Origin of the sequence: Enterobacter cloacae complex sp. SHL001, assembly GCF_049236825.1 — a bacterium.
Lineage (GTDB): Bacteria > Pseudomonadota > Gammaproteobacteria > Enterobacterales > Enterobacteriaceae > Enterobacter > Enterobacter hormaechei_C.
Genome location: NZ_JBMKIP010000002.1, coordinates 474,068 through 497,855 on the forward strand (window position 1 = coordinate 474,068; position 23,788 = coordinate 497,855).

The following is a 23,788-nucleotide window of genomic DNA, read 5'->3' on the forward strand; positions in this document are numbered from 1 at the left end:
TTAGTGAAAAAGGAGAGGACATGCTTTCAATTGCCAGACGAACGGCCGCAGGAGCCGCCGTATTGCTCGTTATACCCCTGGTCGTTTGGTTCTCCGGCTGGATGTGGCAGCCCGGACAAAACGAGACGTGGCTGAAAGCCTTATACTGGATAACCGAGACGGTCACCCAGCCGTGGGGGATTATTACGCACGTGTTGCTCTGTGGTTGGTTCCTGTGGTGCCTGCGCTTTCGCCTTCGCGCGGCGCTGGTACTGTTCGCTATTCTCGGCGGCGCCATACTTATCGGGCAAGGGGTGAAGTCGTGGGTCAAGGATCGCGTGCAGGAACCCCGTCCTTTCGTCGTCTGGCTGGAAAAAACGCATCATGTTCCGGTGGATGAGTTCTACAATTTAAAGCGTAAAGATCGCGGTGCGTTGGTAAAGGAGCAGCTTGCAGAACAGCAGGATATCCCGACCTTTTTACGCAAACACTGGCAAAAAGAGACCGGCTTTGCGTTTCCTTCCGGGCATACGATGTTTGCTGCCAGCTGGGCGCTACTTGGCGTGGGACTGCTGTGGCCGCGTCGGCGTACCCTCACGATTGCGATTTTGCTGGTCTGGGCGACAGGCGTAATGGGCAGCCGGATGCTGTTGGGGATGCACTGGCCGCGTGATTTGGTGGTGGCAACGCTGATCTCGTGGGTACTGGTGACGCTGGCGACCTGGCTTGCACAACGTTTTTGCGGACCATTGACGCCGCCGCCGGAAGAGAAGGAAGAAATAGCCGAAAGGGAGTCTGGCGGAACCTGAAGGTTGATATTCCGCATTTTGACCATAAATCCATGTAGGGCGCGTTACTTTTTCCATTTCGCGCCCGCCACTAAAATGGTAGCTTATAAGGCTGATTGCAGTGAGTTGAACACGCTTTATACGCTCGAACCACATAACGGGAAGTCATGTGAAATATTTACTCATTTTCTTACTGGTGTTGGCGATTTTTGTCATTTCAGTCACATTGGGCGCGCAAAACGATCAACAGGTGAGTTTTAACTATCTGCTGGCGCAGGGCGAGTACCGGGTGTCGAGCCTGCTGGCGGTGTTATTCGCGGCGGGTTTTGTCATCGGCTGGCTTGTATGCGGCCTGTTCTGGCTTAAAGTTCGTGTTTCTCTTGTTCGCGCTGAACGTAAAATTAAACGACTTGAACATCAACTTACGCCTGCGTCTGACATTCCGGCGAGCTCTGGTGTGCCGGTAGTCAAGGAATAATCGAATATGCTGGAGTTGTTGTTTCTGCTTTTGCCTGTCGCCGCAGCCTATGGCTGGTATATGGGCCGCAGAAGCGCGCAACAAACAAAACAGGATGAAGCAAACCGACTCTCCCGTGACTACGTAGCGGGGGTGAACTTCCTGCTGAGCAATCAGCAGGACAAAGCGGTGGATCTGTTCCTCGACATGCTTAAAGAGGATACCGGCACCGTTGAGGCGCATCTCACCCTGGGAAACCTGTTCCGCTCGCGCGGAGAGGTTGACCGTGCCATTCGTATCCACCAGACCCTGATGGAAAGCGCTTCGTTGACCTATGAGCAACGGTTGCTGGCCGTGCAGCAGCTTGGGCGGGATTACATGGCCGCGGGGCTTTACGATCGCGCCGAGGATATGTTCTCTCAGCTGGTGGATGAGACGGACTTCCGTATCGGTGCGCTTCAGCAGCTTCTGCAAATCTATCAGGCCACCAGCGACTGGCAAAAAGCGATTGATACCGCCGAACGGCTGGTCAAACTCGGTAAAGACAAACAACGCGTCGAAATTGCCCACTTCTATTGCGAGCTGGCTCTCCAGCAGATGGGTAGCGATGACATGGATAAAGCCATGGCATTGTTAAAGAAAGGCGCTGCGGCCGATCGCAACAGCGCGCGCATCTCGATCATGATGGGGCGGGTCTTTATGGCTAACGGTGATTACGCCAAAGCCGTGGAGAGCCTGCTTCGCGTTATCGATCAGGACAAAGAGCTGGTCAGCGAAACGCTGGAAATGCTGCAAACCTGCTATCAGCAGTTAGGTAAGCAGGACGAGTGGGTTGCGTTTCTGCGTCGCTGCGTTGAAGAAAACACCGGTGCCACAGCCGAACTGATGCTGTCCGACGTCGTTGAAGAGCACGAAGGGAGTGATACCGCCCAGGTATACATTACCCGTCAGTTGCAGCGTCATCCTACCATGCGGGTATTTCATAAGCTGATGGATTACCACCTTAATGACGCAGAAGAAGGGCGCGCTAAAGAGAGCCTGATGGTGCTGCGAGACATGGTGGGTGAACAGGTGCGGAGCAAACCGCGCTATCGCTGCCAGAAATGCGGCTTCACCGCCTATTCGCTTTACTGGCATTGCCCTTCCTGCCGGGCGTGGTCAACCATTAAGCCAATCCGAGGTCTGGACGGGCAGTGATTTTTTAAAACACCGCCTTTTAGTTACAACATACTAATTGTTGTGGTAATTTCGTCAGCACCGTGCGGTCTGGGGTTCGGCAGGAAAATCATTCGATTCTGTTCATTTACCCCGAGGGCAGGTAGAATGCACGCCGTTTATCTGTTCCGCGCCGCTGCGCGCCCATAGACGAAAAGGGCTGGTCATGACGTCTGTTACATCCTCCACTTCCCGCGTAGTTACCGATTCTCCCGTAGTTGTTGCTCTGGATTACAATAACCGTGACGCCGCACTGGCCTTTGTTGATGGCATTGATCCCCGCGATTGCCGTCTGAAAGTAGGCAAAGAGATGTTTACGCTGTTCGGCCCACAAATCGTCCGCGATCTGCACCAGCGTGGCTTCGACGTTTTCCTCGACCTGAAATTCCATGATATTCCAAATACCACTGCGCACGCCGTAGCTGCGGCGGCTGAACTGGGCGTGTGGATGGTTAACGTTCATGCATCCGGCGGGGCACGCATGATGACGGCTGCGCGCGAAGCGCTGGTGCCGTTTGGCAATGACGCTCCGCTTCTGATCGCCGTCACCGTGCTGACCAGTATGGATGAATCCGACCTGCGCGACCTGGGTGTGACGTTGTCACCTGCCGAACACGCGGAGCGTCTGGCGCGCCTCACGCAACAGTGTGGTCTCGATGGCGTGGTCTGTTCGGCTCAGGAGGCGGTTCGCTTCAAAGCTGAGCTAGGCCGCGACTTTAAACTGGTAACGCCAGGCATCCGTCCGGCAGGCAGCGAGTCTGGGGATCAGCGACGCATCATGACGCCAGAGCAGGCGCTGAGCGCGGGTGTAGACTATATGGTGATTGGTCGCCCGGTGACGCAATCCGCTCATCCGGCAGAGACCCTGAAAGCGATTAATGCATCACTGAAAAAGGGGGCATAATGCGTGACGCCAACAGTCGTCTGGTCTATTCAACGGATACCGGGCGCATTGAAGAGCCAAAAGAGAAAGCTGAACGTCCGAAAGGCGATGGTATCGTGCGAATTCAGCGGCAGACCAGCGGCAGGAAAGGTAAAGGGGTTTGCCTTGTCACTGGCATTGATCTGGATGATGCAGACCTGGTAAAGCTCGCCGCTGAACTTAAAAAGAAGTGCGGATGCGGTGGGGCAGTAAAAGACGGCATTATTGAGATTCAGGGTGATAAACGGGATTTAATTAAAACGCTGCTGGAAGCCAAAGGAATGAAAGTTAAACTGGCGGGCGGCTAAAATAAATGAGCCACGGACATTGCCGTGGCTCTTTTTTTTACGTGCGTAAGTCAGACCTGAAAATACAAAATATATTATTATACCGGTGAGAGCCGTTATGGTGATTATTTGCCCACCTGGTGACCGATAACACCACCTACGGCAGCACCACCTAATGTACCCAGCGTACTACCATCCGTTAATACTGCACCACCAAGCGCACCAGCACCGGCACCAATCGCGGTGTTACGGTCACGTTTAGACCAGTTAGAGCAAGCGCTCAGGGACATTGCTACAGTGATTGCCAGAACAGCGGCGGCTAATTTTTTGCTGGTAAAGGTCATAATACTTTCTCCTGAATTATCGATTCACGGAAAGGAATGCACTTTAAGTATAGACAATATCCATACTTAAATTCTGTTCCCGTGAAAGCTGGTCGCGCAGGTGTTTCATCATCACGCAGGTGATAGTCACTTCCTGTTATATCGCTAATATTAATTTTACGTGTTTAGAACGGTTTCAACAGGTAAAAACTCTTAAAGGCAGGGTCAGAATACTCTCAGAGAAAGGTTTAAGTGCGCCCATTATTCGGGCGCAGCAGGATAATCAGGCCGTTTTTTTCACAATATCGACAGTCAGGCCGTCTTGTTCTAATTGCTGGCGATATTCATCGCGCAAACGCTCATCCGTGATCACGCGGCTGAAGCGCGAAGCCGGACCCATCGTATAAGGGTGTACGGCGCCAAACTTAGAGCTGTCGGTCAGCACTATCGCTTCACACTCTTTGGCGAGTACTGCGTTAACCACGTCTGAACGCATCATGTCGCGACCAGTAAAGCCGGTGTCGGGCTGCCAGCCGTCAATACCAATGAATGCTTTACTGAAGTGAACCTGCTGAACATATTGACGCGTTAATGGCCCCACCATGCTTTCGCTTTTCTTCTGGTAAATGCCGCCCAGCAGTATCACCTCGCACTGAGTTTCCTTCAACAGATGGGCGATATAGCTGCTTACGGTGATGATGGTAACGTCTTTTTGATCGGCGAGCGTGCGCGCCAGAAGGGCGTTACTGCTGCCATTTTCAATAAAGACGGTCTCACCGCTATTCACTAAGGATGCAGCAAACTCCGCCAGCTCCCGCTTGAGCGCATAATTGTTCATCATGCGGGTTTCGACGTCGTCGCTGTCCAGTGGAACGGCATATCCGTGCGCACGCCGCAGGTAGCTCTGTTTTTCCAGCAGATTCAGATCCTGACGAATGGTGACTTCAGAAACGCCGGTGGCTTTAGCGAGATCGACCACGCTTACGCGTCCCTGATCGATCACCATCTGCAAAATGATTTGTTGTCGGGAATTCATAGCATCCATTTAAAAGGCAAGGGCGGAAACGACGTGGCTACACTTCCCACGGGGCTTTAGGTTGAGTGGATTCTGGAGCGTCATCAGCGCCGTTCTCAGCCAGCAGTTCAGACTTGAGGATTTCAAGGTTACGGATAGCAGAGTGATAATCGCCTGCGACAAGAATATCCAGCACAGTATCAATACGCTGTGCCACGGCTGTTGCATCAATGTTAGACATAAGCTCACCCTGAAGCGAAAAGTTAATATTATCAATGATGCAGAAAATTGATTCAAAAGAGAAGGTAAAAAATGCAATAACCAAAGTTCATAAATGAAAGTGATAAATTTGGCCCCCGTATGCTGCGGGTTGTAGGGGTGGATTAGTCTAAAACTGCGCGCAACGCGCTTTTTTTATAAGAGGAATTCGACTATGACAGTTATCAACCAGACAACCTGCACATTGTTTACTGATGCTGAACGATTCACTCAACTGGCGGCTTATTATGAGGCCGAACGGCGTACGGTGTGGATGATGTTACGTGCCACGCCACGGCCTTGCTTCAATCATGCGCTGATCGAGGAGATCATGAATCTCTCCTGGCTGGTTCGACAGTCCGGATTTGTCGTTGATTTTTGGGTCACCGGATCGCTGGTCCCCGACATCTACAATACCGGCGGTGATTTACAGTTCTTCGTTGAGTGCATCAAAAACAACCGACGCGAAGCGTTACGCGCCTATGCCCGGGCCTGTGTGGACTGCGTTCATGCCGCCTCGCGAGGGTTTGATACCGGAGCTGTCACGCTGGCTATGGTGGAAGGAAGCGCGTTAGGGGGCGGGTTTGAAGCCGCGCTGGCGCATCATTTCATTCTGGCCCAGCGCGATGCCCGATTAGGCTTTCCGGAAATCGCGTTCAATCTGTTCCCGGGCATGGGCGGCTATTCACTGGTGGCGCGTCGCGCCGGCATGAAAATGGCGGAGGCGCTGATCTACAAAGGTGAGACGCATACGGCGGAATGGTATGAGCAGTATGGTCTTGTGGATCTCTTATTCGAGCCGTTACAGAGCTATGTTTCGGTGCGGACGTTTATCGACACGCTACAGCCGAAGCTCAACGGCGTAAGGGCCATGCTGCGTGCGCGTACGCGCGTGCTGCCACTTCCGCGAAGCGAGCTGATGGACATTACTGAGGATTGGGTTGATGCCGCCTTCTGCCTTGAACCGAAGGATATCGCCTACATGGAGCGGCTGGTTATGCTGCAAAATCGCCATCAGGCGACGGGCTTACGCAAAGCCAGCTAACGGACATTTCTGGCCTGATAGCGCTTTAGCCATCGCTCGAATGCGGCAGCGGGCATGGGCTTAGCAAAAAGATAACCCTGCCGTTCGTTGACGCCATTCTTCGTCAGAAAGGCGTCTTCTTTTGCACTTTCCACCCCTTCAGCAATGACCTGCAAATTTAACGCCTGCGCCACGGCGACTATCGCACGCACCAGCGACTGTGAAATGGACTGCTTATGGATGTCCCGCACGAAAGCCTGGTCAAGCTTAATGGCATCGATAGGGAAGCGCGCCAGCTGCGACAGGGAAGAGTACCCCGTACCAAAGTCATCCAGGTGAATTTGCGCTCCCAGGCGGCTAAATTGCTGGATCACTGACAGGGCCAGCTCTTCATTTTCAATGAGACAGCTTTCGGTCAATTCCACGTCAATCGGGCAGTATTCAAAACTCAGGTCTTTCAGCGCCTGCTTCAGGTCGCTGAAGATGGTCTGGTCCGCCAGCTGACGGGCGGAGACGTTGACCGCGACGCGAAGGTTGATCCCCTTGTCGCGCCATTTTGCCACCTGGCGCACCACATCAAGCATAACCCAGCGGCCCAGGGGCACAATCAGCCCTGACTCCTCAGCATAGGAGATAAACTCCATCGGCGGGATCAGGCCACGCTCTGGGGACTGCCAGCGCACCAGCGCCTCCAGACTTCTGACTTCGCCGCGCCAGGTTATTTTGGGCTGGTAGTGGATTAACAGCTGATCGTTATCCAGCGCTTTACGCAGGTTGGTATCCAGCCACAGGTATTCAAATACGCGCTGGTTCATCTCTGGCGAGAAGACGCAGAATTTGCCCCGGCCATTTTCTTTGGCGGTGTACATGGCGGTGTCGGCATTACGAATGACGCTTTCGCGATCGTTACCGTGCTGGGGCGCAAGCGCGATGCCCAGCGAGCAGCCGGTGTAAACCTCTATCAGCCCGATGCGGAAAGGCTGACGAAGTCGGGTCAGTATGCGCGATGCCATGGCTTCCAGCGCGCCCTGCGAGGTATCGGTGGCTAGCACGATAAATTCATCCCCACCCAGGCGCGCCAGGGTTTGTCCTTCGTCCAGGCAGCTCAGGATCGCCAGCGCAACGGCCTGTAGCAGCTGGTCGCCAAACATATGCCCATAGGCATCGTTCACTTTTTTAAAGTTATCCAGATCGAGATAAACCACGCCTACCTGGGTGTCACCCCGAGCGGTGATGGCATCAGAGATCAGCTCATGGATGGCGTTTCGGTTAGGCAAACCGGTAATCGTATCCGTATTGGCGAGTACGCGCAGGCGCTCCTGGGCCCGACGCTCTTCGGTTATGTCGGTACCTGAACAGATGAGGAAAATTTCATTTTTCCCGCTGCCGCTGTGAACAAATTTATTTCTGAAGAGAAACAGGCGCTGCCCTTTGCGGGTCTTGATCCAGCGTTCAACTTCGTACGAGCTGCCGTTACGAAAAAAACCGGTGATGTTGCGTTTGGAGGCCGCGGCTTCGCTACGGCTCATAAACAGTTTGAACACGTTTTGCCCGATAACTTCCTGTTCCTTCAGGCCCGTATATTCTTCACTTAAACGGTTGAAGCGCTGAATATTCCCGTTCTGGTCGAGGATCACAATCACGGAGTTAGCCTCGGACACTACCTGTTCGGCGAAGGAGAGCCCCTGCGCCAGGTCCCGCGCCACGGAAGGAGTATCGTTCCAGGCTGATGCCGTTCCTGCCCACTCATTTTTGTTAATTTTACGGCCGACAAGATGAACGGGAACGTCCACACCGTACAAGGGCAGGGTCATGGCAATGCTGGAGGTTATCACGGTGAGCTGGCGGATTAGCGCGGCCTGCTCATCATTCAGCGCCACCACCTGAATGATGTCAGCGCTTTCACTGGCAGCAAGATGAAGAGCATTGCTGTCTGCTGTCAGTCGCCACCAGGGGCTATGCGTACCCATGTAACGAAACAGCAAATTCTGCTCCAGATCGTCCATCACGTTTTCTCCCGCGGCTGCTGAGTAGCGCACAAATTATTCATTTGCAGTCGACAATGACGGCTCTCTTTTACTGTAGATAATTCTGGCGAAATGTGGCGATGGGAAACAGAAAAGTGTGAGAAAACACGATGATTTTGCGGGAGATAATACAGAAGAGAACTCCCGGCCACCCCTTAACGGAACGGCCGGAAGTTTACGCGGTTATCAGGCGACAGGGCGCGCGATAATACTGCGGGTTTCCATGCGCACTTCAGCGATGGTGACATCAATCACGTCAGTGACCTTGTAAACCGTTTCGCCTTTAATTTGCACGGTCCCGTTTTCCTGGCTACAAACCAGTTCGTCGCGAACGGCATGCAGGAACGGGGCAGGAATAAAGGCAACGGCGCCATTATCCACCAGACGAACGCGCATACCGCCGCGGCTGATGTCAATGATTTCAGCCGGGAAACGGGTGTCAGTCCCTGCCTTATCATTCAGGAAGCGCGCGTATAACCAGTCGCCGACATCACGCTCCGCCATACGGTTGAGACGGCGACGTTCTGCCATCTGCAACGTCGTATCATCCTGTGGGCGGGCAACAGATTCCCCTTTGATGATCGCTTTCAGCAGACGATGGTTAACCATGTCGCCGTACTTACGGATCGGGGAGGTCCAGGTCGCGTAAGCCTCAAGGCCAAGGCCGAAGTGCGGGCCTGGCTCGGTGCTGATTTCCGCAAAGGACTGGAAGCGGCGAATACGGCTGTCAAGGAACCCTGAAGGCTGCGCGTCCAGCTCGCGGCGCAGTTTGCAGAAACCTTGCAGGGTCAGCACTTCCTCAGGATCGACGTGTACGTCATGGGTTTTCAGCAGGGCAGCCAGCGCTTCGGTGTTCGCCGGATCAAACCCGGTGTGCACGTTGTAAATGCCAAAGCCTAATTTGTCGCGCAGCACGCGGGCGGCACAAATGTTGGCGGATATCATCGCTTCTTCAACGATGCGGTTGGCAATACGGCGCGGCTCAGCGACGATATTCAGCACTTCACCTTTTTCACCCAGCACAAAACGGTAGTCCGGACGATCTTTGAAGACCAGCGCGTGAGTTTGACGCCATTCGCTGCGGCTCAGGCAGACGCGGTGCAGCAGACGAATTTGTGCGGCAATGTTGTCGGACTCGGGTTTCCAGCTGCCCGTGTTCTCCAGCCAGTCGGACACGTCGTCATAGGCCAGCTTGGCTTTGGATTCGATGGTGGCGGCGAAGAATTCAATATCTTCTTCAATGGTACCGTCAGCCGCAATGGTCATCCGACAGGCCAGCACCGGACGTACTTTGTGCGCACGCAGCGAGCAAAGATCGTCGGAGAGTTCACGCGGCAACATCGGAATGTTAAAACCCGGCAGGTAGTTGGTGAACGAGCGCACTTTGGCCATCTCGTCCAGCTTGCTGCCTTCGACAATCCATGCGGTAGGGTCGGCAATTGCGACGGTCAGATGCAGTTTGCCATCGGCTGTCTCTTCGGCATACAGCGCATCGTCCATATCCTCGGTGCTGGCGCTGTCGATGGTGACAAAGTCCAGTGCCGTCAGATCGCGACGTTCCAGACCTTCGTCCTGCATTTCAGTCGCCACGCCCTCAGGCGCTTCTTTTTCGAGGTTGTGGCGCGCCAGCGTCACCCACCATGGGACGAAATGGTCGTCGCCGAAGGTAATGTATTGGGTAAGCTCGGCGTAGAAACCGCGATCGCCTTTTAAAGGATGACGGCGCATCTCAGCAACCGCCCAGTCACCCTCAACAAAATCATGCTCAACGCCACGCGCGGCGCGGCACGGAATAGCATCTTTCAGGAGAGGATGGTCCGGCACGACAGAAAGACGATCGTCTTTTTTATGCACTTTCCCGACAAAGCGGGTCAGGAAAGGTTCGATCAGTGCTTCCGGCTCGGCAGACTCTCGTTCCTTTTCGGTATGAATAACGGCCGAAATGCGGTCGCCATGCATCACTTTCTTCATCTGAGGAGGCGGAATGAAGTAGCTCTTCTGCCCGTCAACTTCAAGAAAGCCAAAGCCCTTTTCCGTGGCTTTTACGACCCCTTCTGCACGCGGCGTCTGGGAATGCAGTTGCTGTTTAAGCTGCGCTAGCAGCGGGTTGTCCTGAAACATAATGTTCTATTTTCGTAGCCATTGAGCGGCTGACAGTTTTACGCGAATCTCACTGCTACAGCAAGCGCTCTTTAGGTAAAGAGTATGGTTATTCCTCTTTGCCGAGCGCCACGCGCAGACGGTCCAGCCAGCCATAAAATGCATCTCGGGTAAGCAGGTTGATGGCCTTCTCTGGCGAGAGACCTGACCCGGTCAGGGGCGTTAACTGGGCGGCGCTAAAGCGATCCGGAGAGGCGACAAGCAGCGCACGAGCGGCTGAGAGCATCGAAGACGCGGGGCCTTCACTTCGCGGATGGTTAAGCAGAATTTCGCCCGTCAGATCAAGCAGCATCGGCTCATGACACAGCACAGGAGTAAGCGCTTCAAGCGCCGGTTCCGCCTGCCAGCGTGAGAGCGCCTCAAGCTGAAGCGCACTGGCATATTTTAGCTCAACCGGGGGTAGCGTGGCGGTCCATCTGCTGAAGCTGACCGGCAGCGTATGGGGCTGAATGTGATGCCCGGGCAGCCAGCGTACCGGATGGCCAAGCAATGCCTGAAATACCGCGACCACTCGCGCCTGAAAACCGACAAAGCCGATGATCTGGTTGATGAGCACAATGTCATACGTTGTGAGTCCAACCTCATCAAGCTGGTTTTGGGCTTTATCATCGATGACATCGGGTGAGCTGGCTAACTGGCGGGCATACTGGGTAATTTCTGCAAGGCGTCGATTGCTTTCCCGGGAGGAGTCCGGCCCCGGAAGAGGGGCGAGCAGAGCAGCGTAGTGGTTACAGAGCCGCTGAACGCCACACGCCTGGGCAACCGTTAATGCCGTGCTCAGCCTGTCGTAGGCGCTGAGCGTATGCAGACGGTTCACGGGAGTATCAAGTGGGAACAAAAGATGACAGAGGGTTCGGGCATGCGTAAGCCAACCAGCACAGCTTGCGAGAATGTCATCGGGCAGGGCTAGATCGAGCAAAAAACGGTCGTCGACGTTAGCGGCTTCGGGCACCAGCGGCAGAACGTCCGTCTGCGAATGATTCGACTGGGTTTCATGATACCAGTGGCCTTTGCCGGAAAAACGGCGTTGTTCCATGGGCGTTCCTTGATCTCAAAATGGCGATCAATATCCTGGCGTAAGGCGGATGAGGGGAAAAATATTGTTAGGTGATAACAAATAGCTGAACGGAATAACGAGGGGCGGGGCGGGAGGAAACTCTCTTCCCTGGCGGGAAGAGAGTGACAAGCTTATTTGATTTCCAGCTCGTTCATTGCAGCTATGTTGAAGCCGCCGTCAACGTGAACCACTTCGCCGGAGATGCCCGCGGAAAGGTCAGAGCACAGGAATGCCGCAGAGTTACCCACATCTTCGATGGTAACGGTACGACGAATCGGGGTAACCGCTTCGCAGTGTGCCAGCATTTTACGGAAATCTTTGATACCGGAAGCGGCCAGGGTACGGATTGGACCCGCAGAAATAGCGTTAACACGCACGCCTTCAGGACCCATCGCGTTCGCCATGTAGCGCACGTTGGCTTCCAGAGATGCTTTCGCCAGACCCATAACGTTGTAGTTAGGGATAGCACGTTCTGCGCCGAGGTAGGACAGAGTCAGCAGGGCTGCGCCCGGGTTCAGCATCGCGCGGCAGGATTTTGCCATTGCAACGAAGCTGTAGGAGCTGATGTCGTGGGCGATTTTGAAGCCATCACGGGTAACCGCGTTCACGTAGTCGCCGTCCAGCTGGTCGCCAGGAGCGAAGCCGATGGAGTGAACAAAACCGTCGAATTTCGGCCATGCTTTTGCCAGTTCAGCAAACATGCCATCAATGCTTTCGTCTTGTGCAACGTCACATTCCAGAACAATGCTGGAACCCAGCTGCGCGGCAAATTCTTCAACACGGCCTTTCAGCTTGTCGTTCTGGTAGGTGAACGCCAGCTCAGCGCCTTCGCGATGCATTGCCTGTGCGATGCCGTATGCGATGGACAGTTTGCTGGCAACGCCAGTCACCAGAATGCGCTTACCGGAAAGAAAACCCATAGCTTTAATCCTTATATTCATTGCTTATTTTGCCTTGTAATTCATAGCGTTACAGGCAGTATTTCAAAATCATTCGAAATTAGCTCGAAATTATAGCCCACTCACAGCCCCTTGTGTCACGATATTTCTCGCTCCTGCGCCGTGAATGGGCTCACGGAAGAGGTCGAACTGTCTCTTCATCAGGCTGTTTCGTGTGTATCCCAGCAGTATATCACCGCACGCGGGGTTCGCCTCATCCAACCAGAGACTGCCCGGAGCTTCACGCTTATACAGCCGGATCTTAATTCGCTGACGAGGGGATTCTGGCGATAACCTTAATTTCGAAATCAAAACCCGCAAGCCAGTTAACGCCTATTGCTGTCCAGTTTGGGTAAGGAGCGTGGGGAAATGCCAGTTTTTTCGCCTCCATGATAACGGGGAACTGGTTTTCAGGATCGGTATGAAACGTCGTGACATCAATCAGATCGTCAAAAGTACATCCCGCGGCTGCCAGGATCGCCCGTAAATTATCGAACGCCAGCTGCACCTGAGCGGGGAAGTCGGGTTCAGGTGTGCCATCGCTGCGGCTGCCAACCTGACCGGAAGCAAATAACAGATCGCCAGAGCGAATTGCAGCTGAATAGCCATGCTCTTCATAGAGGGCATGTCGGTTAGCCGGGAAGACGGGATCACGTGAAGGCATGGCTTTTCCTTTTCTGTCAGAGGTATTGTTGTGCTTACGCGGTAGAAGTAACATACGCGACGTATGTGAAAAATGTAATTCACATACGTCGCGTATGTCAAATTATAGTTATCGCTTAATTAAGGAAGTCCCATGGCTACAAAACGTCGCGCTGAAACGGCCCAGGAAAATCGCGAGAAAATGATTCAGGCGGCGCGAAAGGCATTTGCTGAAAAAGGCTATGCCGCAGCGTCAATGGATGAACTCACGGCAAGCGTGGGGTTAACACGCGGCGCGCTATATCATAATTTCAACGACAAGAAGGGACTACTGGCGGCGGTGGTCGCGCAGATAGACAGCGAAATGGCAGCAAACGCAAAAGCGATTGCCGCCGCCGCCGAAGATGACTGGGAGCGACTGCTGGCGGAGGGCATCGCCTATATCAAAATGGCGCTCGTTCCGGAAGTTCAGCGTATCGTCCTCCTTGACGGCCCGGCTGTTCTGGGCGACCCGGCGCAATGGCCCAGCCAGAACAGCTGCCTTGAGTCGACCCGTCAGACCATCGAAAAAATGATGGAGTGCAACGTAATCAAAAAGATGGATGCCAGAGTCGCAGCCCATCTGCTGAATGGCGCTGCTCTGAATGCGGCTCTGCTGATTGCCGCGAGTGAAGAACCGCAGAAGACCCTCCCGCATGCCATAGAGGTGTTTACTCTGCTGGCAAGCGGGTTACGCAGCGGCTAACGATCTTTACGCCACGCGTCCGCCGTCAACGCTTCACCAAAGTGTCCGGCAATCAGGCGTTTCGTCAGGTCATGGAGCGGGGAGGCCAGTACGTCAGCGGTACTGCCGCGCTCGACAACTTCTCCCTGGTGCATCACCAGCACCTGGTCGCTGATGTGCTTCATCATGCCCAGGTGCTGAGTCACGTAAATATACGAGATCCCCTGTTTTTCCTGTAACTCCAGCATCAGGTTAATGAGCTGCGAACGCATCGACATATCCAGCGACGCCAGCGCTTCGTCGGCGATGATGACCTTCGGGCGCAGGATCAGCGCGCGGGCCAGACCGAGACGCTGTTTTTGGCCCGGGGCCAGCATGTGCGGGTAATAGCTGACATGGTCGGGCAGGAGGCCTACCAGACGCAGGGTTTCGACAATCCGTTTGCGACGCGCTTCCGGCTCCAGGTCGGTATTCAACCGCAGCGGGAAATCCAGAATCTGGGAAATACGCTGACGCGGGTTCAGGGACGTCGACGGATCCTGAAAAATCATCCGGATGCGCTGACTGCGAAAAGAGTAGTCCCCAAATTCCAGAGGATGATCGTCAATCAGTATTTCACCGCCGCTCGGCTCGACCATACCCGCGAGCATTTTTGCCAGGGTCGATTTGCCCGAGCCGTTTTCACCGATAATCGCCAGCGTCTGCTTTTCGCGCAGCGTAAAGCTCAGCGGTTTAACAGCCTCGACGGTCTGACGGTGAAACAGGCCGGTGCGATAGCGAAAGGTCTTACTCAGGTTACGTACTTCCAGTAAGGTTTCGACCATTTCACTCTCTCTCCATGTTCAGCGGGAAATGACAGGCAAACAGATGATTTTTCGGCCCTGTCAGGCGCGGTGTTTCGATGCATTTGCGCTGAGCATACGGGCAACGCGGACCCAGACGGCAGCCAATGGGCAGCGATTCCAGCAGCGGTATCGCGCCAGGCAGCGTATTCAGACGGCTTTTGTGCGGCATCGCGCTGCCAAAGTCCGGGATCGCCCTGATCAGCGCCTGCGTGTAGGGATGATGCGGCGTCGTCACCAGGTCTTCGCTTGGCGCGGTTTCTACCGTCTGGCCGCAATACATTACGTCAATTTTATCCGCCCACTTGCTCAGCATTTGCAGGTCGTGGCTGATCAGCAAAATGGTGGTGTTGTTATTCTGGTTCAGACGCGTGAGCAGGCGGAAAATCTGGGCCTGGGTGGTTGGCTCCATCGCGTTCGTTGGTTCGTCCGCAATCAGCAGACGCGGCTGATTCGCCAGGGCGATGGCAATCATCACTTTCTGGCATTCACCGTCGGTCAGTTCGTAGGGGAAACTGCGCATCGCGTCTTTATGGTCTTTGATCCCGACACGGTGCAACAGCTCAATGGCACGGCGTTTACGCCAGCCGAAACGCTGCCACCAGCGGCCTTTATAGGTCCACCCGGGGATGTTCTGCATCAGCTGTTTCCCGACGCGCTCGGACGGATCGAGACAGGATTGCGGCTCCTGGAAAATCATCGAGACGTTATGGCCCACCAGTTTACGGCGTTCGCGCGGGGAGAGACGCAACAGATCGATGTCGTCGAAGCGCATACGATCGGCGGTCACCCGCCAGTTGTCCTTCGCCACGCCGCAAATGGCCTTGGCGATCAGACTTTTCCCTGAACCCGATTCGCCCACCAGCCCGCGGATTTCGCCCTCTGCAAGCGTAATACTGATGCGATCCACGGCCTTGACCCAGCCTTCGCCCGTTTTAATTTCGATCGTGAGGTTGCGGATATCGAGTAACGGCATTATTGCACCCCCGCATTGATTGCGCGGCGGATCCCGTCGCCCAGCAGGTTAACGAGCAGCACGCTCACCATGATGGCCGCGCCCGGCAGCATGACCGTCCACGGCGCAACGTAAATCAGCTCCAGCGCATCGCCAAGCATAGCGCCCCATTCCGGGGAGGGGAGCTGCGCGCCAAGGTCCAGGAAGCCCAGCGCTGCGATATCCAGAATCGCCATCGACAGGGCGCGGGTGATCTCCGTCACCAGCCCGGCGGCAATGTTAGGCAGCACGGCAAACCACAAAATATTAAACGTGGTGGCGCCATCCAGGCGGGCGGCAACGACATACTCTTTCTCCAGCTCGTCGTGAACCAGGCTGTAAACCGAGCGCACCATGCGCGGCAGAATGGCCAGCCAGACGGCGAACATCGCATGGGTGAGGTGCGGCCCCGCGAAGGCCACGACGATAATCGCCAGCAGCAGCGAAGGAATAGAGAGCAGGGTATCAAGAATATGGTTAAGCACGGCCGACCGCAGCCCGTGGGTTGAGCCGGCAAAAATGCCCAGCGCCAGGCCGCAGATTGCGGCAGCCAGGGTGACCACGAACGCGCCGCCTACCGTCGGTGCGGCGCCGCTCAGCAAACGACTTAGCACGTCGCGTCCGAGATCGTCAGTCCCCAGGAAGAACGAAACCTCCCCGTAACGCGACCACGACGGCGGTAAAAGCTGATAACCCAGGAACTGCTGATCGATGCCATACGGTGCAAACCACGAACCCAAAACGCACAGCAACACGAGGCCAATGCAGCCGTAAAAGCCGATCATCGCCGTGGTGTCGCCGTAAAAATTACGCCACACGGTACGTAGCGCACCGGGCGTGCGCTTTTCGCTGTAGACGTTATCGTAAGGCATACCATTCCTTATGCTTCAATGGGTTGGCCATGGCACCCAAAATATCGGAAATAACGTTAACAATAATGACCAGCGAGCCAATCACCATCACGCCGGCGGAGATCGCCGCGTAATCCTGCTGGCGAATGGCGTTGATCATCCAGCGCCCAAGGCCCGGCCAGCTGAAAACCATCTCGGTGATCATTGCCAGCGTCAGCATGGTTGAGAATTGCAGCCCAAGACGTGGGATTACGGGGGGCAACGCATTGTGCAGCACATGGCGACGTAAAATCGTCAGGCGAGACAGTCCGCGCGTGGCGGCGGCTTTCACATAGTTTTGATCGAAGACGTCGATAGTGCTGATGCGCATCAGGCGGATCACCTCGGTCGTCGGCGCGACGGCCAGCGTAAGCACCGGCAGCACCATGTGGCGCAGCGCACTCACGATCATTTCGTCGCGCCAGACTGAATCAGAAAGCCAGGCGTCAACGATGGCGAAGCCGCTCACCGTTTGCACGTTATACAGCAGGTCAAAACGGCCAGATACCGGCAGCCAGCCTAACGTCAGTGAGAAGAAGAGGGTAAGCAGCAGCGCCAGCCAGAAAACAGGGATGGAAAAGCCAATTAAGGCAAGCGCGCTAATAAATTTATCCTGCCATTTATTACGATAAATTCCCGCCAGCATTCCCACCGGGATCCCCACCATGAGGGCAAAGCCAAAGGCGAGTATACACAGCTCCATGGTGGCCGGGAAAACCACTTTCAGCTGTTCGGAGATGAGCTGTCCGTTGATGCTGGACACGCCAAAATCCCAGTGCAGCAGGCCATTAAACCAGAACAGCCAGGCGTCCCAGAGAGATGAGCCCTGAAGCGGGGCGTGCGGCGTAAAGTAGCTCAGGCTAAAGCCGACAAAGGTCAGGAAGAACAGGGTCACCAGCAGTAACAGCAGCCGACGCAAGGTAAATATAATCATGGTTTCTTCACCTCTTGTTCTTTCTCACGGGTCACGCCCGCGAAGGAGGCGTTACCAAACGGGCTGAGTACCAGCCCTTTAATATCGTAACGGTAGGCCTGGAGGCGCAGGGAAGAGGCAAGTGGCAACACGGGAAGTTCTCTGGCCAGAATATTTTGCGCTTCATCGTAGGCCTCAATGCGTGAGGCAAGCTGTTGAGACGCCAGCGCTTTTTGCAGCACGGCATCAAATTCCCGGTTACACCAGTGGGCGTAGTTGGTCTGGGAGTTGATTGCCGCACAGCTCAGCAGCGGACGGAAAAAGCTGTCCGGGTCGTCACTGTCGGTGGACCAGCCAGCCAGCGTTAAGTCGTGATTCATGTCCATCAGACGCGCCTCCTGGAAACGGCCTTCGACAGGCACGATGATCACCTTAACGCCCACCTGCGCCATATCAGCCTGCAACAGTTCAGCCGTTTTCAGCGGGCTGGGGTTCCACGCCTGAGAGCTGGTGGGCACCCACAGCTGTAGCGTCAGGTTTTCTGCCCCCAGCGCTTTAAGCTGTTCGCGCGCTTTCGCCGGATTATATTCCGTAATCTTCGCCTCGCCGTCATAGGCCCAGGAGGCGCGCGGAAGAATAGAGGCGGCGGTTTCCGCGGTACCGTAGTAAATCGACTGCATCAGACGCTGATTGTTGATCGCTAACGCCAGCGCATGGCGCACGGCCGGATTATTCAGCGGCGGCTTATCGGTGTTAAACGCCAGATAAGCGATGTTCATTCCCGGGCGCAGGGTCAGGCGAAGGCGTGGGTCGTCGCGCAAAATGGTCAACTGGCTGGCCGCAGGCCAGGCAAGCACGTCGCACTCGCCGGTCAGCAGTTTGGAGAGTCGGCCTGTGCCACCTGAACCCAGATCGACAATCACCTGCGGCATCAGCGGTTTGCCGCGCCAAAAACGATCGTGACGTTGCAGGCGAATGTATTGTCCGGCGCGGTACTCTGCTAACTGGAACGGACCGGTGCCCACAGGCTCACGATCGAGACGTTCCTGACGATCTTTTTTCGTCAGCTGATCCGCGTATTCGGCTGACATGACCGAGGCGTAGTGCGTCGCCAGATGCCAGAGGAAGGAGGCATCCGGGCGATTCAGACGAAACTCAACCGTACGGTTATCCAGTTTGCGAACGCTTTTGACCGAGTCCGCGAATTGCAGACTGTCGAAATAGGGGAAGTTCCCGCCATTAACGTTATGCCACGGATGATTGCGGTTGAATATGCGCTGGAAGGTGAAAACCACGTCATCCGCGTTGAGCTTACGGGTTGGGGTAAACCACGGGGTGTGCTGAAATGCGACATCATCGCGTAGACGAAAGCGGTATGTGGCGCCGTTATCAAGCACTTCCCAACTTTCAGCAAGCTCCGGAACCAGCCGATAGGTATAAGGATCGACGTCGAGCAGGCGATCGTAGAGCTGTGCGGCCAGCGTATCGACAATCAGGCCGCTCCCCGCTTTTTGCGGATTAAAAATATCAACTTGACCGCTGACGCAGTAGACGAAACCACTATCACGGATATCAGGAGGCACAGCGCGATCGGGCGCAGCAAAGGCCAGATTGCTGAACAAACCGAGTGCAAACAGGGACGATAAAACCAGGCGCATAGTTTTTAAGGTTTTTAGATTCGATCTGCAAAGTGTATCGCACTTACGCCTGCTTCGTAAAAATGTCTGGGGGTAAGTGCTGATAATGTCAGCGCATTTGATGTTTTTTGAGCAATGCCCTTAACTGATGGTAGGTCAGGCCCAGCAGTTCAGCTGCCCGTTTCTGATTATATTTCGCCTCTTTCAGGCTCTGCTCAAGCAGCTGTTGCTCCTGCTGATGCTGGAACTGGCGTAAATCGAGCGGCAACGCCGGAGCCTGCTGGCGCGTCGCCGGAGCAGGGAGCTGTTTATCCTCGCGCCGAAACGGATCGAGAATAATGTTGTCCAGTTCGGTCTCGCTGCTGCCATGCCGGTAAACGGACCGTTCCACCACGTTTTTCAGTTCACGAATATTGCCCGGCCAGTGGTAACCGAGCAGGGTCCCGGTGGCCCGTTCACTGAAGCCCGGAAAGAGAGGCAGACCCAGTTCCCGGCACATCTGAATGGCAAACTGATCGGCCAGCAGCATGATATCGCTGCGCCGCTCCCGCAGCGGCGGCAGCTGTACAACATCGAAAGCCAGCCTGTCCAGCAGGTCAGCGCGGAATTTGTCCTCAGCCACCATCGCGGGCAGGTCGGCGTTGGTGGCGCACACCAGGCGAACGTTGACCTGGAGCGGCTGACTGCCGCCAACGCGTTCCAGTTCACCGTACTCAATGACGCGCAGCAGCTTTTCCTGCACCAGCATCGGCGCGGTCGCCAGCTCGTCGAGAAAGAGCGTTCCGCCATCGGCGCGCTCAAAGCGTCCGGGATGGCGTTTTTGTGCGCCGGTGAAGGCGCCAGCTTCATGACCAAACAGCTCGGTGTCGAGCAGGTTTTCATTCAGCGCCGCGCAGTTAAGCGAAATAAAAGGGCCGTCCCAGCGGCCAGACAGAAAGTGCAGGCGGTTAGCGATAAGTTCTTTACCCGTTCCGCGCTCACCGATAATCAGCACCGGTTTATTCAGCGGCGCGAGGCGCGATACCTGTTCAAGCACTTCCAGGAAGCTGTTGGCCTCGCCAAGCAAATTATCTTTATATTCAGCCATGATGAAATTAACCACTCCTTAGTGATATTCACCAGGTGAGAATAGCCGCTGGCTGGATAAATATCAATCACACTCAGTAAAATCAATAAGATAAAAAGTTGGCATGGGATTTGTATTAACTACTCAGCAGGGCATCGCCCGATAACAGAACTATGAGGATTGAATTATGGGTATTTTTTCTCGTTTTGCCGACATCGTGAACGCCAACATCAACTCGCTGCTGGAGAAAGCGGAAGATCCGCAGAAGCTGGTGCGCCTGATGATTCAGGAGATGGAAGACACGCTGGTTGAAGTACGCTCCACCTCCGCCCGCGCGCTGGCAGAGAAAAAGCAGTTAACGCGTCGTATCGAGCAGGCAACTGCCCAGCTTAACGAATGGCAGGAAAAAGCGGAACTGGCGCTGCGTAAAGATAAAGAAGATCTGGCTCGCGCTGCGCTGATTGAGAAGCAGAAGCTGACCGACATGGTTGCCACGCTGGAACACGAAGTGACGCTGGTGGATGATACTCTGACGCGTATGAAGAAAGAGATTGGTGAGCTTGAAAACAAACTCAGCGAAACCCGTGCACGTCAACAGGCGCTGGCGCTGCGCCACCAGGCTGCAAGCTCGTCCCGCGACGTGCGTCGCCAGCTGGACAGCGGGAAACTGGATGAAGCGATGGCCCGTTTCGAATCGTTTGAACGCCGTATCGACCACATGGAAGCGGAAGCCGAAAGCCACAGCATCGGTAAGCAGAAAACCCTGGATCAGCAGTTTGCTGACCTGAAAGCCGATGATGAAATTAGCGAGCAACTGGCTGCGCTGAAAGCCAAAATGAAACAAGACAACCAATAATAATTCCTGCGGCACCTGAGCGTGCCGCATCGTAAGACAAGGAGTACACATGAGCGCGCTTTTTCTGGCTATACCCCTGACCATTTTCGTGCTGTTTGTTCTGCCCATCTGGTTATGGCTGCACTACAGCAACCGCTCTTCACGCGGTGAGCTGTCGCAGAGTGAACAACAGCGGCTGGCGCAGCTCTCTGCCGAGGCAAATAAAATGCGCGAACGTATTCAGTCGCTGGAAGCGATCCTGGACGCGGAACACCCGAACTGGAGGGAACGGTAATGGCTGGACTGAATCTGAATAAAAAACTGTGGCGGATCCCACAGCAGGGCATGGTTCGGGGCGTTTGCGCCGGGCTGGCGCACTATCTGGATGTTCCGGTAAAACTGGTGCGTGTGGTCACTGTATTGTCGATTTTCTTCGGCCTGGCCTTTATTACGCTTGTGGCATACATCATTCTGTCGTTTGTACTCGATCCTATGCCGGAAGGTGAGCTGGATGCGGAGAACACGCCAACCAGCAGCGATCTCCTGAACGCGGTGGATGAACAGCTGAGCGCAGGGGAGAAGCGATTGCGCGAGATGGAACGTTATGTCACCTCCGATACCTTTACGCTGAGAAGTCGTTTTCGTCAGCTTTAAGAGAGAACTTACATGAAACAAAACTGGCAACAGGCCGGTCAGAAGGTAAAACCCGGCCTGAAAATCGCAGGTAAACTGGTTCTGATGACGGCGTTACGTTATGGCCCGGCGGGTGTGGCGGGTTGGGCGATCAAGTCTGTTGCCCGCAAGCCGGTCAGAATGTTGCTGGCGGTCGCTCTGGAGCCGCTGTTACAGAAGCTGGCAAAACGCGTTTCCCGGCGCTACCTGTCACGCTAGTTCCTCCCGCATAAGCCCTTTCTCGCCCAGAGAAGGGGCATGACTTTCCCTTCTGCGTTTCTTATGCTTTTCTGCTTTCTTTGCGGCAGCTCACAATAATGCGTTGCGCTGCGCTGAGATTGCCGCTTTCTGCCCCCGGGTCCGTTGACAGATATTTTTCATGGGAGTAGATTGCCAATCCGTGGGACCGCTACCATGGAAAATAATGTGAACGCAAAAATTAAAAAACTTATCAATCATATTTACGGTGAATCATTTTCAGATGCACACCTTAACGTGTTATTAACCAAGCTTGAAAAGGCGGCGGTTAATATTACGGAAAAGCGTAAGTCAGGCTGGGATGAAAAAGACGTTGTGCTGATTACCTATGCCGATCAGTTCTCCGCGAAAGGGGAGAAAGCGTTGCCGGTATTTACCCGGTTCTATAATGAATGGCTTTCTCGCACGTTTTCTCATGTCCATCTGTTACCGTTTTATCCGTGGTCGTCGGATGATGGATTTTCCGTTATTGATTATCACGAAGTTGCACCTGAAACCGGAACCTGGCGAGATATCGCGGAATTAAAACAGTCTGCCAGCTTAATGTTTGACTTCGTTTGCAACCATATGTCAGCGAAAAGCGAATGGTTTGCTAATTATCTGGCGCAGAAGCCGGGCTACGAAGATTTCTTTATTTCTGTCGATCCCGAAACCGATTTATCGGCGGTGACGCGTCCCCGCGCATTACCGCTGCTGACGCCGTTCACGCTTAATGATGGCAGCGTTCGTCATCTGTGGACCACATTCAGCGATGACCAGATCGATCTCAATTTCGCCTCGCCGCAGGTGCTGATTGCCATGGTTGACGTTCTGCTCCATTACCTCATGGAAGGCGCGCGTTATATCCGTCTGGATGCGGTCGGGTTTATGTGGAAGATCCCGGGAACCACCTGTATCCATCTGGAACAAACCCATTGCCTTATCCAGCTGTTCCGCGCCATTACGGACGCCGTGGCGCCTGGCACGGTGATCATCACTGAGACAAATGTTCCCCACAAAGACAATATCTCTTACTTCGGTGATGGTGAAAATGAAGCCCAGATGGTCTATCAGTTTTCCTTACCACCGCTGGTGCTGCACGCCGTTCATCGTCAGGATGTTAAAGCCCTGTGCCGGTGGGCGGGCTCGCTGGCGCTGCCTTCAACTTACACCACCTGGTTTAATTTCCTGGCTTCACATGATGGTATCGGATTGAACCCATTACGCGGCATCCTTCCGGAATCAGAGATCCTCTCGCTGGTCGAAAAGCTTCAGCAGGAAGGCGCGCTGGTCAACTGGAAAAATAATCCTGACGGAACGCGAAGCCCCTATGAAATTAATGTCACCTATCTTGATGCGTTGAGTTTGCGAGACAGCTCAGATGATGAGCGCATTGCGCGGTTCATCCTGGCGCATGCTGTGTTGTTAAGTTTTCCTGGCGTACCGGCTGTATATATTCAAAGCATTCTTGGTTCGCGTAACGATTATGAAGGTGTCGAACGTCTCGGATATAATCGCGCGATAAACAGGAAGAAATACACCGCAGGTCAGGTTGATCGGGAGCTTAATAATAATAAGAGTATTCGTTATCAAATTTATTCTCGTTTGAGTGAGCTTATTGCTATTCGTCGCGGCGAGCGTGCGTTCCATCCGGATAGTCAGGCTATTTTTGACGCAATCGGTGAACATATTCTTAAAATTGTTCGTGTTGCTGAAAATGGTGGGCGAATGACAGCATTATTTAATTTTAGCAATAAAATGCAGACCGTTTATGGACAAACGCTCTTTGGTAGGGAATTACTCTCAGGACAAGATATTAGCGGTACGGAACTGACCCTCAATCCATGGCAGGTAATGTGGATTAAAGAAAACTAAAAAGGACCCTA

At 54.3% G+C, this 23,788-nt stretch carries 26 protein-coding genes; 12 read left to right on the top strand and 14 right to left on the bottom strand.

Going from position 1 to position 23,788, the window contains the following annotated elements; translation table 11 throughout:
* Positions 1-20 precede the first annotated feature (20 nt).
* The 5 genes from pgpB (at position 21) to yciH (ending at position 3,669) form a co-directional block, all read left to right on the top strand.
* On the top strand, positions 21-788 hold the full coding sequence (gene pgpB, locus ACOTYH_RS07750; RefSeq protein ID WP_003856815.1) for a phosphatidylglycerophosphatase B: 768 nt from the start codon (positions 21-23) through the stop codon (positions 786-788).
* A 148-nt stretch (positions 789-936) separates the two neighbouring features.
* Complete coding sequence (locus ACOTYH_RS07755; RefSeq protein ID WP_003856817.1) at positions 937-1,245, top strand: LapA family protein; 309 nt, start codon at positions 937-939, stop codon at positions 1,243-1,245.
* A 6-nt stretch (positions 1,246-1,251) separates the two neighbouring features.
* On the top strand, positions 1,252-2,421 hold the full coding sequence (gene lapB / locus ACOTYH_RS07760; RefSeq protein WP_003856819.1) for a lipopolysaccharide assembly protein LapB: 1,170 nt from the start codon (positions 1,252-1,254) through the stop codon (positions 2,419-2,421).
* Between the two features lie 184 nt (positions 2,422-2,605).
* Entirely contained in the window at positions 2,606-3,343 is a 738-nt protein-coding gene (gene pyrF, locus ACOTYH_RS07765; protein ID WP_058700665.1) for an orotidine-5'-phosphate decarboxylase, read from the top strand.
* Positions 3,343-3,669: a stress response translation initiation inhibitor YciH gene (gene yciH / locus ACOTYH_RS07770; protein ID WP_003856822.1), complete on the top strand. Its 327-nt coding sequence runs from the start codon at positions 3,343-3,345 to the stop codon at positions 3,667-3,669. Before pyrF ends, yciH begins: the two co-directional genes overlap by 1 nt.
* 104 nt (positions 3,670-3,773) lie before the next feature.
* On the opposite strand, the gene osmB is transcribed toward yciH, so the two are convergent.
* From osmB to ACOTYH_RS07785, 3 genes are all read right to left on the bottom strand, one after another.
* Complete coding sequence (gene osmB, locus ACOTYH_RS07775; RefSeq protein ID WP_017384212.1) at positions 3,774-3,992, bottom strand: osmotically-inducible lipoprotein OsmB; 219 nt, start codon at positions 3,990-3,992, stop codon at positions 3,774-3,776.
* 262 nt (positions 3,993-4,254) lie between these two features.
* Positions 4,255-5,007: a DNA-binding transcriptional regulator YciT gene (locus ACOTYH_RS07780; protein WP_023296713.1), complete on the bottom strand. Its 753-nt coding sequence runs from the start codon at positions 5,005-5,007 to the stop codon at positions 4,255-4,257.
* A gap of 37 nt (positions 5,008-5,044) precedes the next feature.
* The gene (locus ACOTYH_RS07785) at positions 5,045-5,227 is read right to left on the bottom strand and encodes a hypothetical protein (protein WP_032672073.1); all 183 of its coding nucleotides are present in this window, start codon (positions 5,225-5,227) and stop codon (positions 5,045-5,047) included.
* 192 nt (positions 5,228-5,419) lie between these two features.
* Between ACOTYH_RS07785 and ACOTYH_RS07790 the strand changes: the two genes are divergently transcribed.
* Complete coding sequence (locus ACOTYH_RS07790; RefSeq protein WP_017384209.1) at positions 5,420-6,289, top strand: crotonase/enoyl-CoA hydratase family protein; 870 nt, start codon at positions 5,420-5,422, stop codon at positions 6,287-6,289.
* Here ACOTYH_RS07790 and pdeR read toward each other — a convergent pair.
* The 5 genes from pdeR to ACOTYH_RS07815 form a co-directional block, all read right to left on the bottom strand.
* Positions 6,286-8,277 (bottom strand): cyclic di-GMP phosphodiesterase, encoded by a 1,992-nt coding sequence (pdeR, locus tag ACOTYH_RS07795; RefSeq protein WP_047638229.1) that lies wholly within the window; start codon positions 8,275-8,277, stop codon positions 6,286-6,288. The two genes, ACOTYH_RS07790 and pdeR, sit on opposite strands and share 4 nt — an antisense overlap.
* Before the next feature lie 204 nt (positions 8,278-8,481).
* Positions 8,482-10,416, bottom strand: coding sequence for an exoribonuclease II (locus tag ACOTYH_RS07800; RefSeq protein ID WP_047725973.1), 1,935 nt, complete (start codon positions 10,414-10,416; stop codon positions 8,482-8,484).
* Between the two features lie 88 nt (positions 10,417-10,504).
* Positions 10,505-11,491 carry a CMD domain-containing protein gene (locus ACOTYH_RS07805; protein WP_033486860.1) on the bottom strand — a complete coding sequence of 329 codons (987 nt, stop codon included), beginning with the start codon at positions 11,489-11,491 and terminating at the stop codon, positions 10,505-10,507.
* A 152-nt stretch (positions 11,492-11,643) separates the two neighbouring features.
* The gene (gene fabI / locus ACOTYH_RS07810) at positions 11,644-12,432 is read right to left on the bottom strand and encodes an enoyl-ACP reductase FabI (protein WP_003856831.1); all 789 of its coding nucleotides are present in this window, start codon (positions 12,430-12,432) and stop codon (positions 11,644-11,646) included.
* A 280-nt stretch (positions 12,433-12,712) separates the two neighbouring features.
* Positions 12,713-13,114, bottom strand: coding sequence for a RidA family protein (locus ACOTYH_RS07815; protein WP_126765198.1), 402 nt, complete (start codon positions 13,112-13,114; stop codon positions 12,713-12,715).
* Between the two features lie 132 nt (positions 13,115-13,246).
* Between ACOTYH_RS07815 and ACOTYH_RS07820 the strand changes: the two genes are divergently transcribed.
* Complete coding sequence (locus ACOTYH_RS07820; RefSeq protein ID WP_023296707.1) at positions 13,247-13,837, top strand: TetR/AcrR family transcriptional regulator; 591 nt, start codon at positions 13,247-13,249, stop codon at positions 13,835-13,837.
* Here ACOTYH_RS07820 and sapF read toward each other — a convergent pair.
* The 6 genes from sapF to pspF form a co-directional block, all read right to left on the bottom strand.
* Positions 13,834-14,640, bottom strand: a complete 807-nt coding sequence (gene sapF, locus ACOTYH_RS07825) for a putrescine export ABC transporter ATP-binding protein SapF (RefSeq protein ID WP_003856838.1) — start codon at positions 14,638-14,640, stop codon at positions 13,834-13,836. The two genes, ACOTYH_RS07820 and sapF, sit on opposite strands and share 4 nt — an antisense overlap.
* Before the next feature lies 1 nt (position 14,641).
* Complete coding sequence (gene sapD / locus ACOTYH_RS07830; RefSeq protein WP_003856840.1) at positions 14,642-15,634, bottom strand: putrescine export ABC transporter ATP-binding protein SapD; 993 nt, start codon at positions 15,632-15,634, stop codon at positions 14,642-14,644.
* Positions 15,634-16,524: a putrescine export ABC transporter permease SapC gene (gene sapC, locus ACOTYH_RS07835; RefSeq protein ID WP_003856843.1), complete on the bottom strand. Its 891-nt coding sequence runs from the start codon at positions 16,522-16,524 to the stop codon at positions 15,634-15,636. Before sapC ends, sapD begins: the two co-directional genes overlap by 1 nt.
* Positions 16,511-17,476: a putrescine export ABC transporter permease SapB gene (gene sapB, locus ACOTYH_RS07840; RefSeq protein WP_017383081.1), complete on the bottom strand. Its 966-nt coding sequence runs from the start codon at positions 17,474-17,476 to the stop codon at positions 16,511-16,513. The genes sapC and sapB overlap by 14 nt, the downstream gene beginning before the upstream one ends.
* On the bottom strand, positions 17,473-19,113 hold the full coding sequence (gene sapA / locus ACOTYH_RS07845) for an ABC transporter substrate-binding protein SapA (protein ID WP_421637654.1): 1,641 nt from the start codon (positions 19,111-19,113) through the stop codon (positions 17,473-17,475). The genes sapB and sapA overlap by 4 nt, the downstream gene beginning before the upstream one ends.
* An 88-nt stretch (positions 19,114-19,201) precedes the next feature.
* The gene (gene pspF / locus ACOTYH_RS07850) at positions 19,202-20,194 is read right to left on the bottom strand and encodes a phage shock protein operon transcriptional activator (RefSeq protein WP_163358567.1); all 993 of its coding nucleotides are present in this window, start codon (positions 20,192-20,194) and stop codon (positions 19,202-19,204) included.
* Positions 20,195-20,345: 151 nt separating this feature from the next.
* On the opposite strand from pspF, the gene pspA reads away from it, so the two are divergent.
* The 5 genes from pspA to ACOTYH_RS07875 all read left to right on the top strand — a co-directional run bounded on the left by pspA (position 20,346) and on the right by ACOTYH_RS07875 (position 23,777).
* Complete coding sequence (pspA, locus tag ACOTYH_RS07855; protein WP_022651342.1) at positions 20,346-21,014, top strand: phage shock protein PspA; 669 nt, start codon at positions 20,346-20,348, stop codon at positions 21,012-21,014.
* Between the two features lie 49 nt (positions 21,015-21,063).
* Entirely contained in the window at positions 21,064-21,288 is a 225-nt protein-coding gene (gene pspB / locus ACOTYH_RS07860) for an envelope stress response membrane protein PspB (protein ID WP_421637655.1), read from the top strand.
* Positions 21,288-21,647, top strand: a complete 360-nt coding sequence (gene pspC / locus ACOTYH_RS07865; RefSeq protein ID WP_006810819.1) for an envelope stress response membrane protein PspC — start codon at positions 21,288-21,290, stop codon at positions 21,645-21,647. The genes pspB and pspC overlap by 1 nt, the downstream gene beginning before the upstream one ends.
* Before the next feature lie 12 nt (positions 21,648-21,659).
* On the top strand, positions 21,660-21,884 hold the full coding sequence (gene pspD, locus ACOTYH_RS07870; protein WP_033486864.1) for a phage shock protein PspD: 225 nt from the start codon (positions 21,660-21,662) through the stop codon (positions 21,882-21,884).
* Between the two features lie 195 nt (positions 21,885-22,079).
* Positions 22,080-23,777 carry a sugar phosphorylase gene (locus tag ACOTYH_RS07875; RefSeq protein ID WP_421637656.1) on the top strand — a complete coding sequence of 566 codons (1,698 nt, stop codon included), beginning with the start codon at positions 22,080-22,082 and terminating at the stop codon, positions 23,775-23,777.
* Positions 23,778-23,788: the final 11 nt, after the last annotated feature.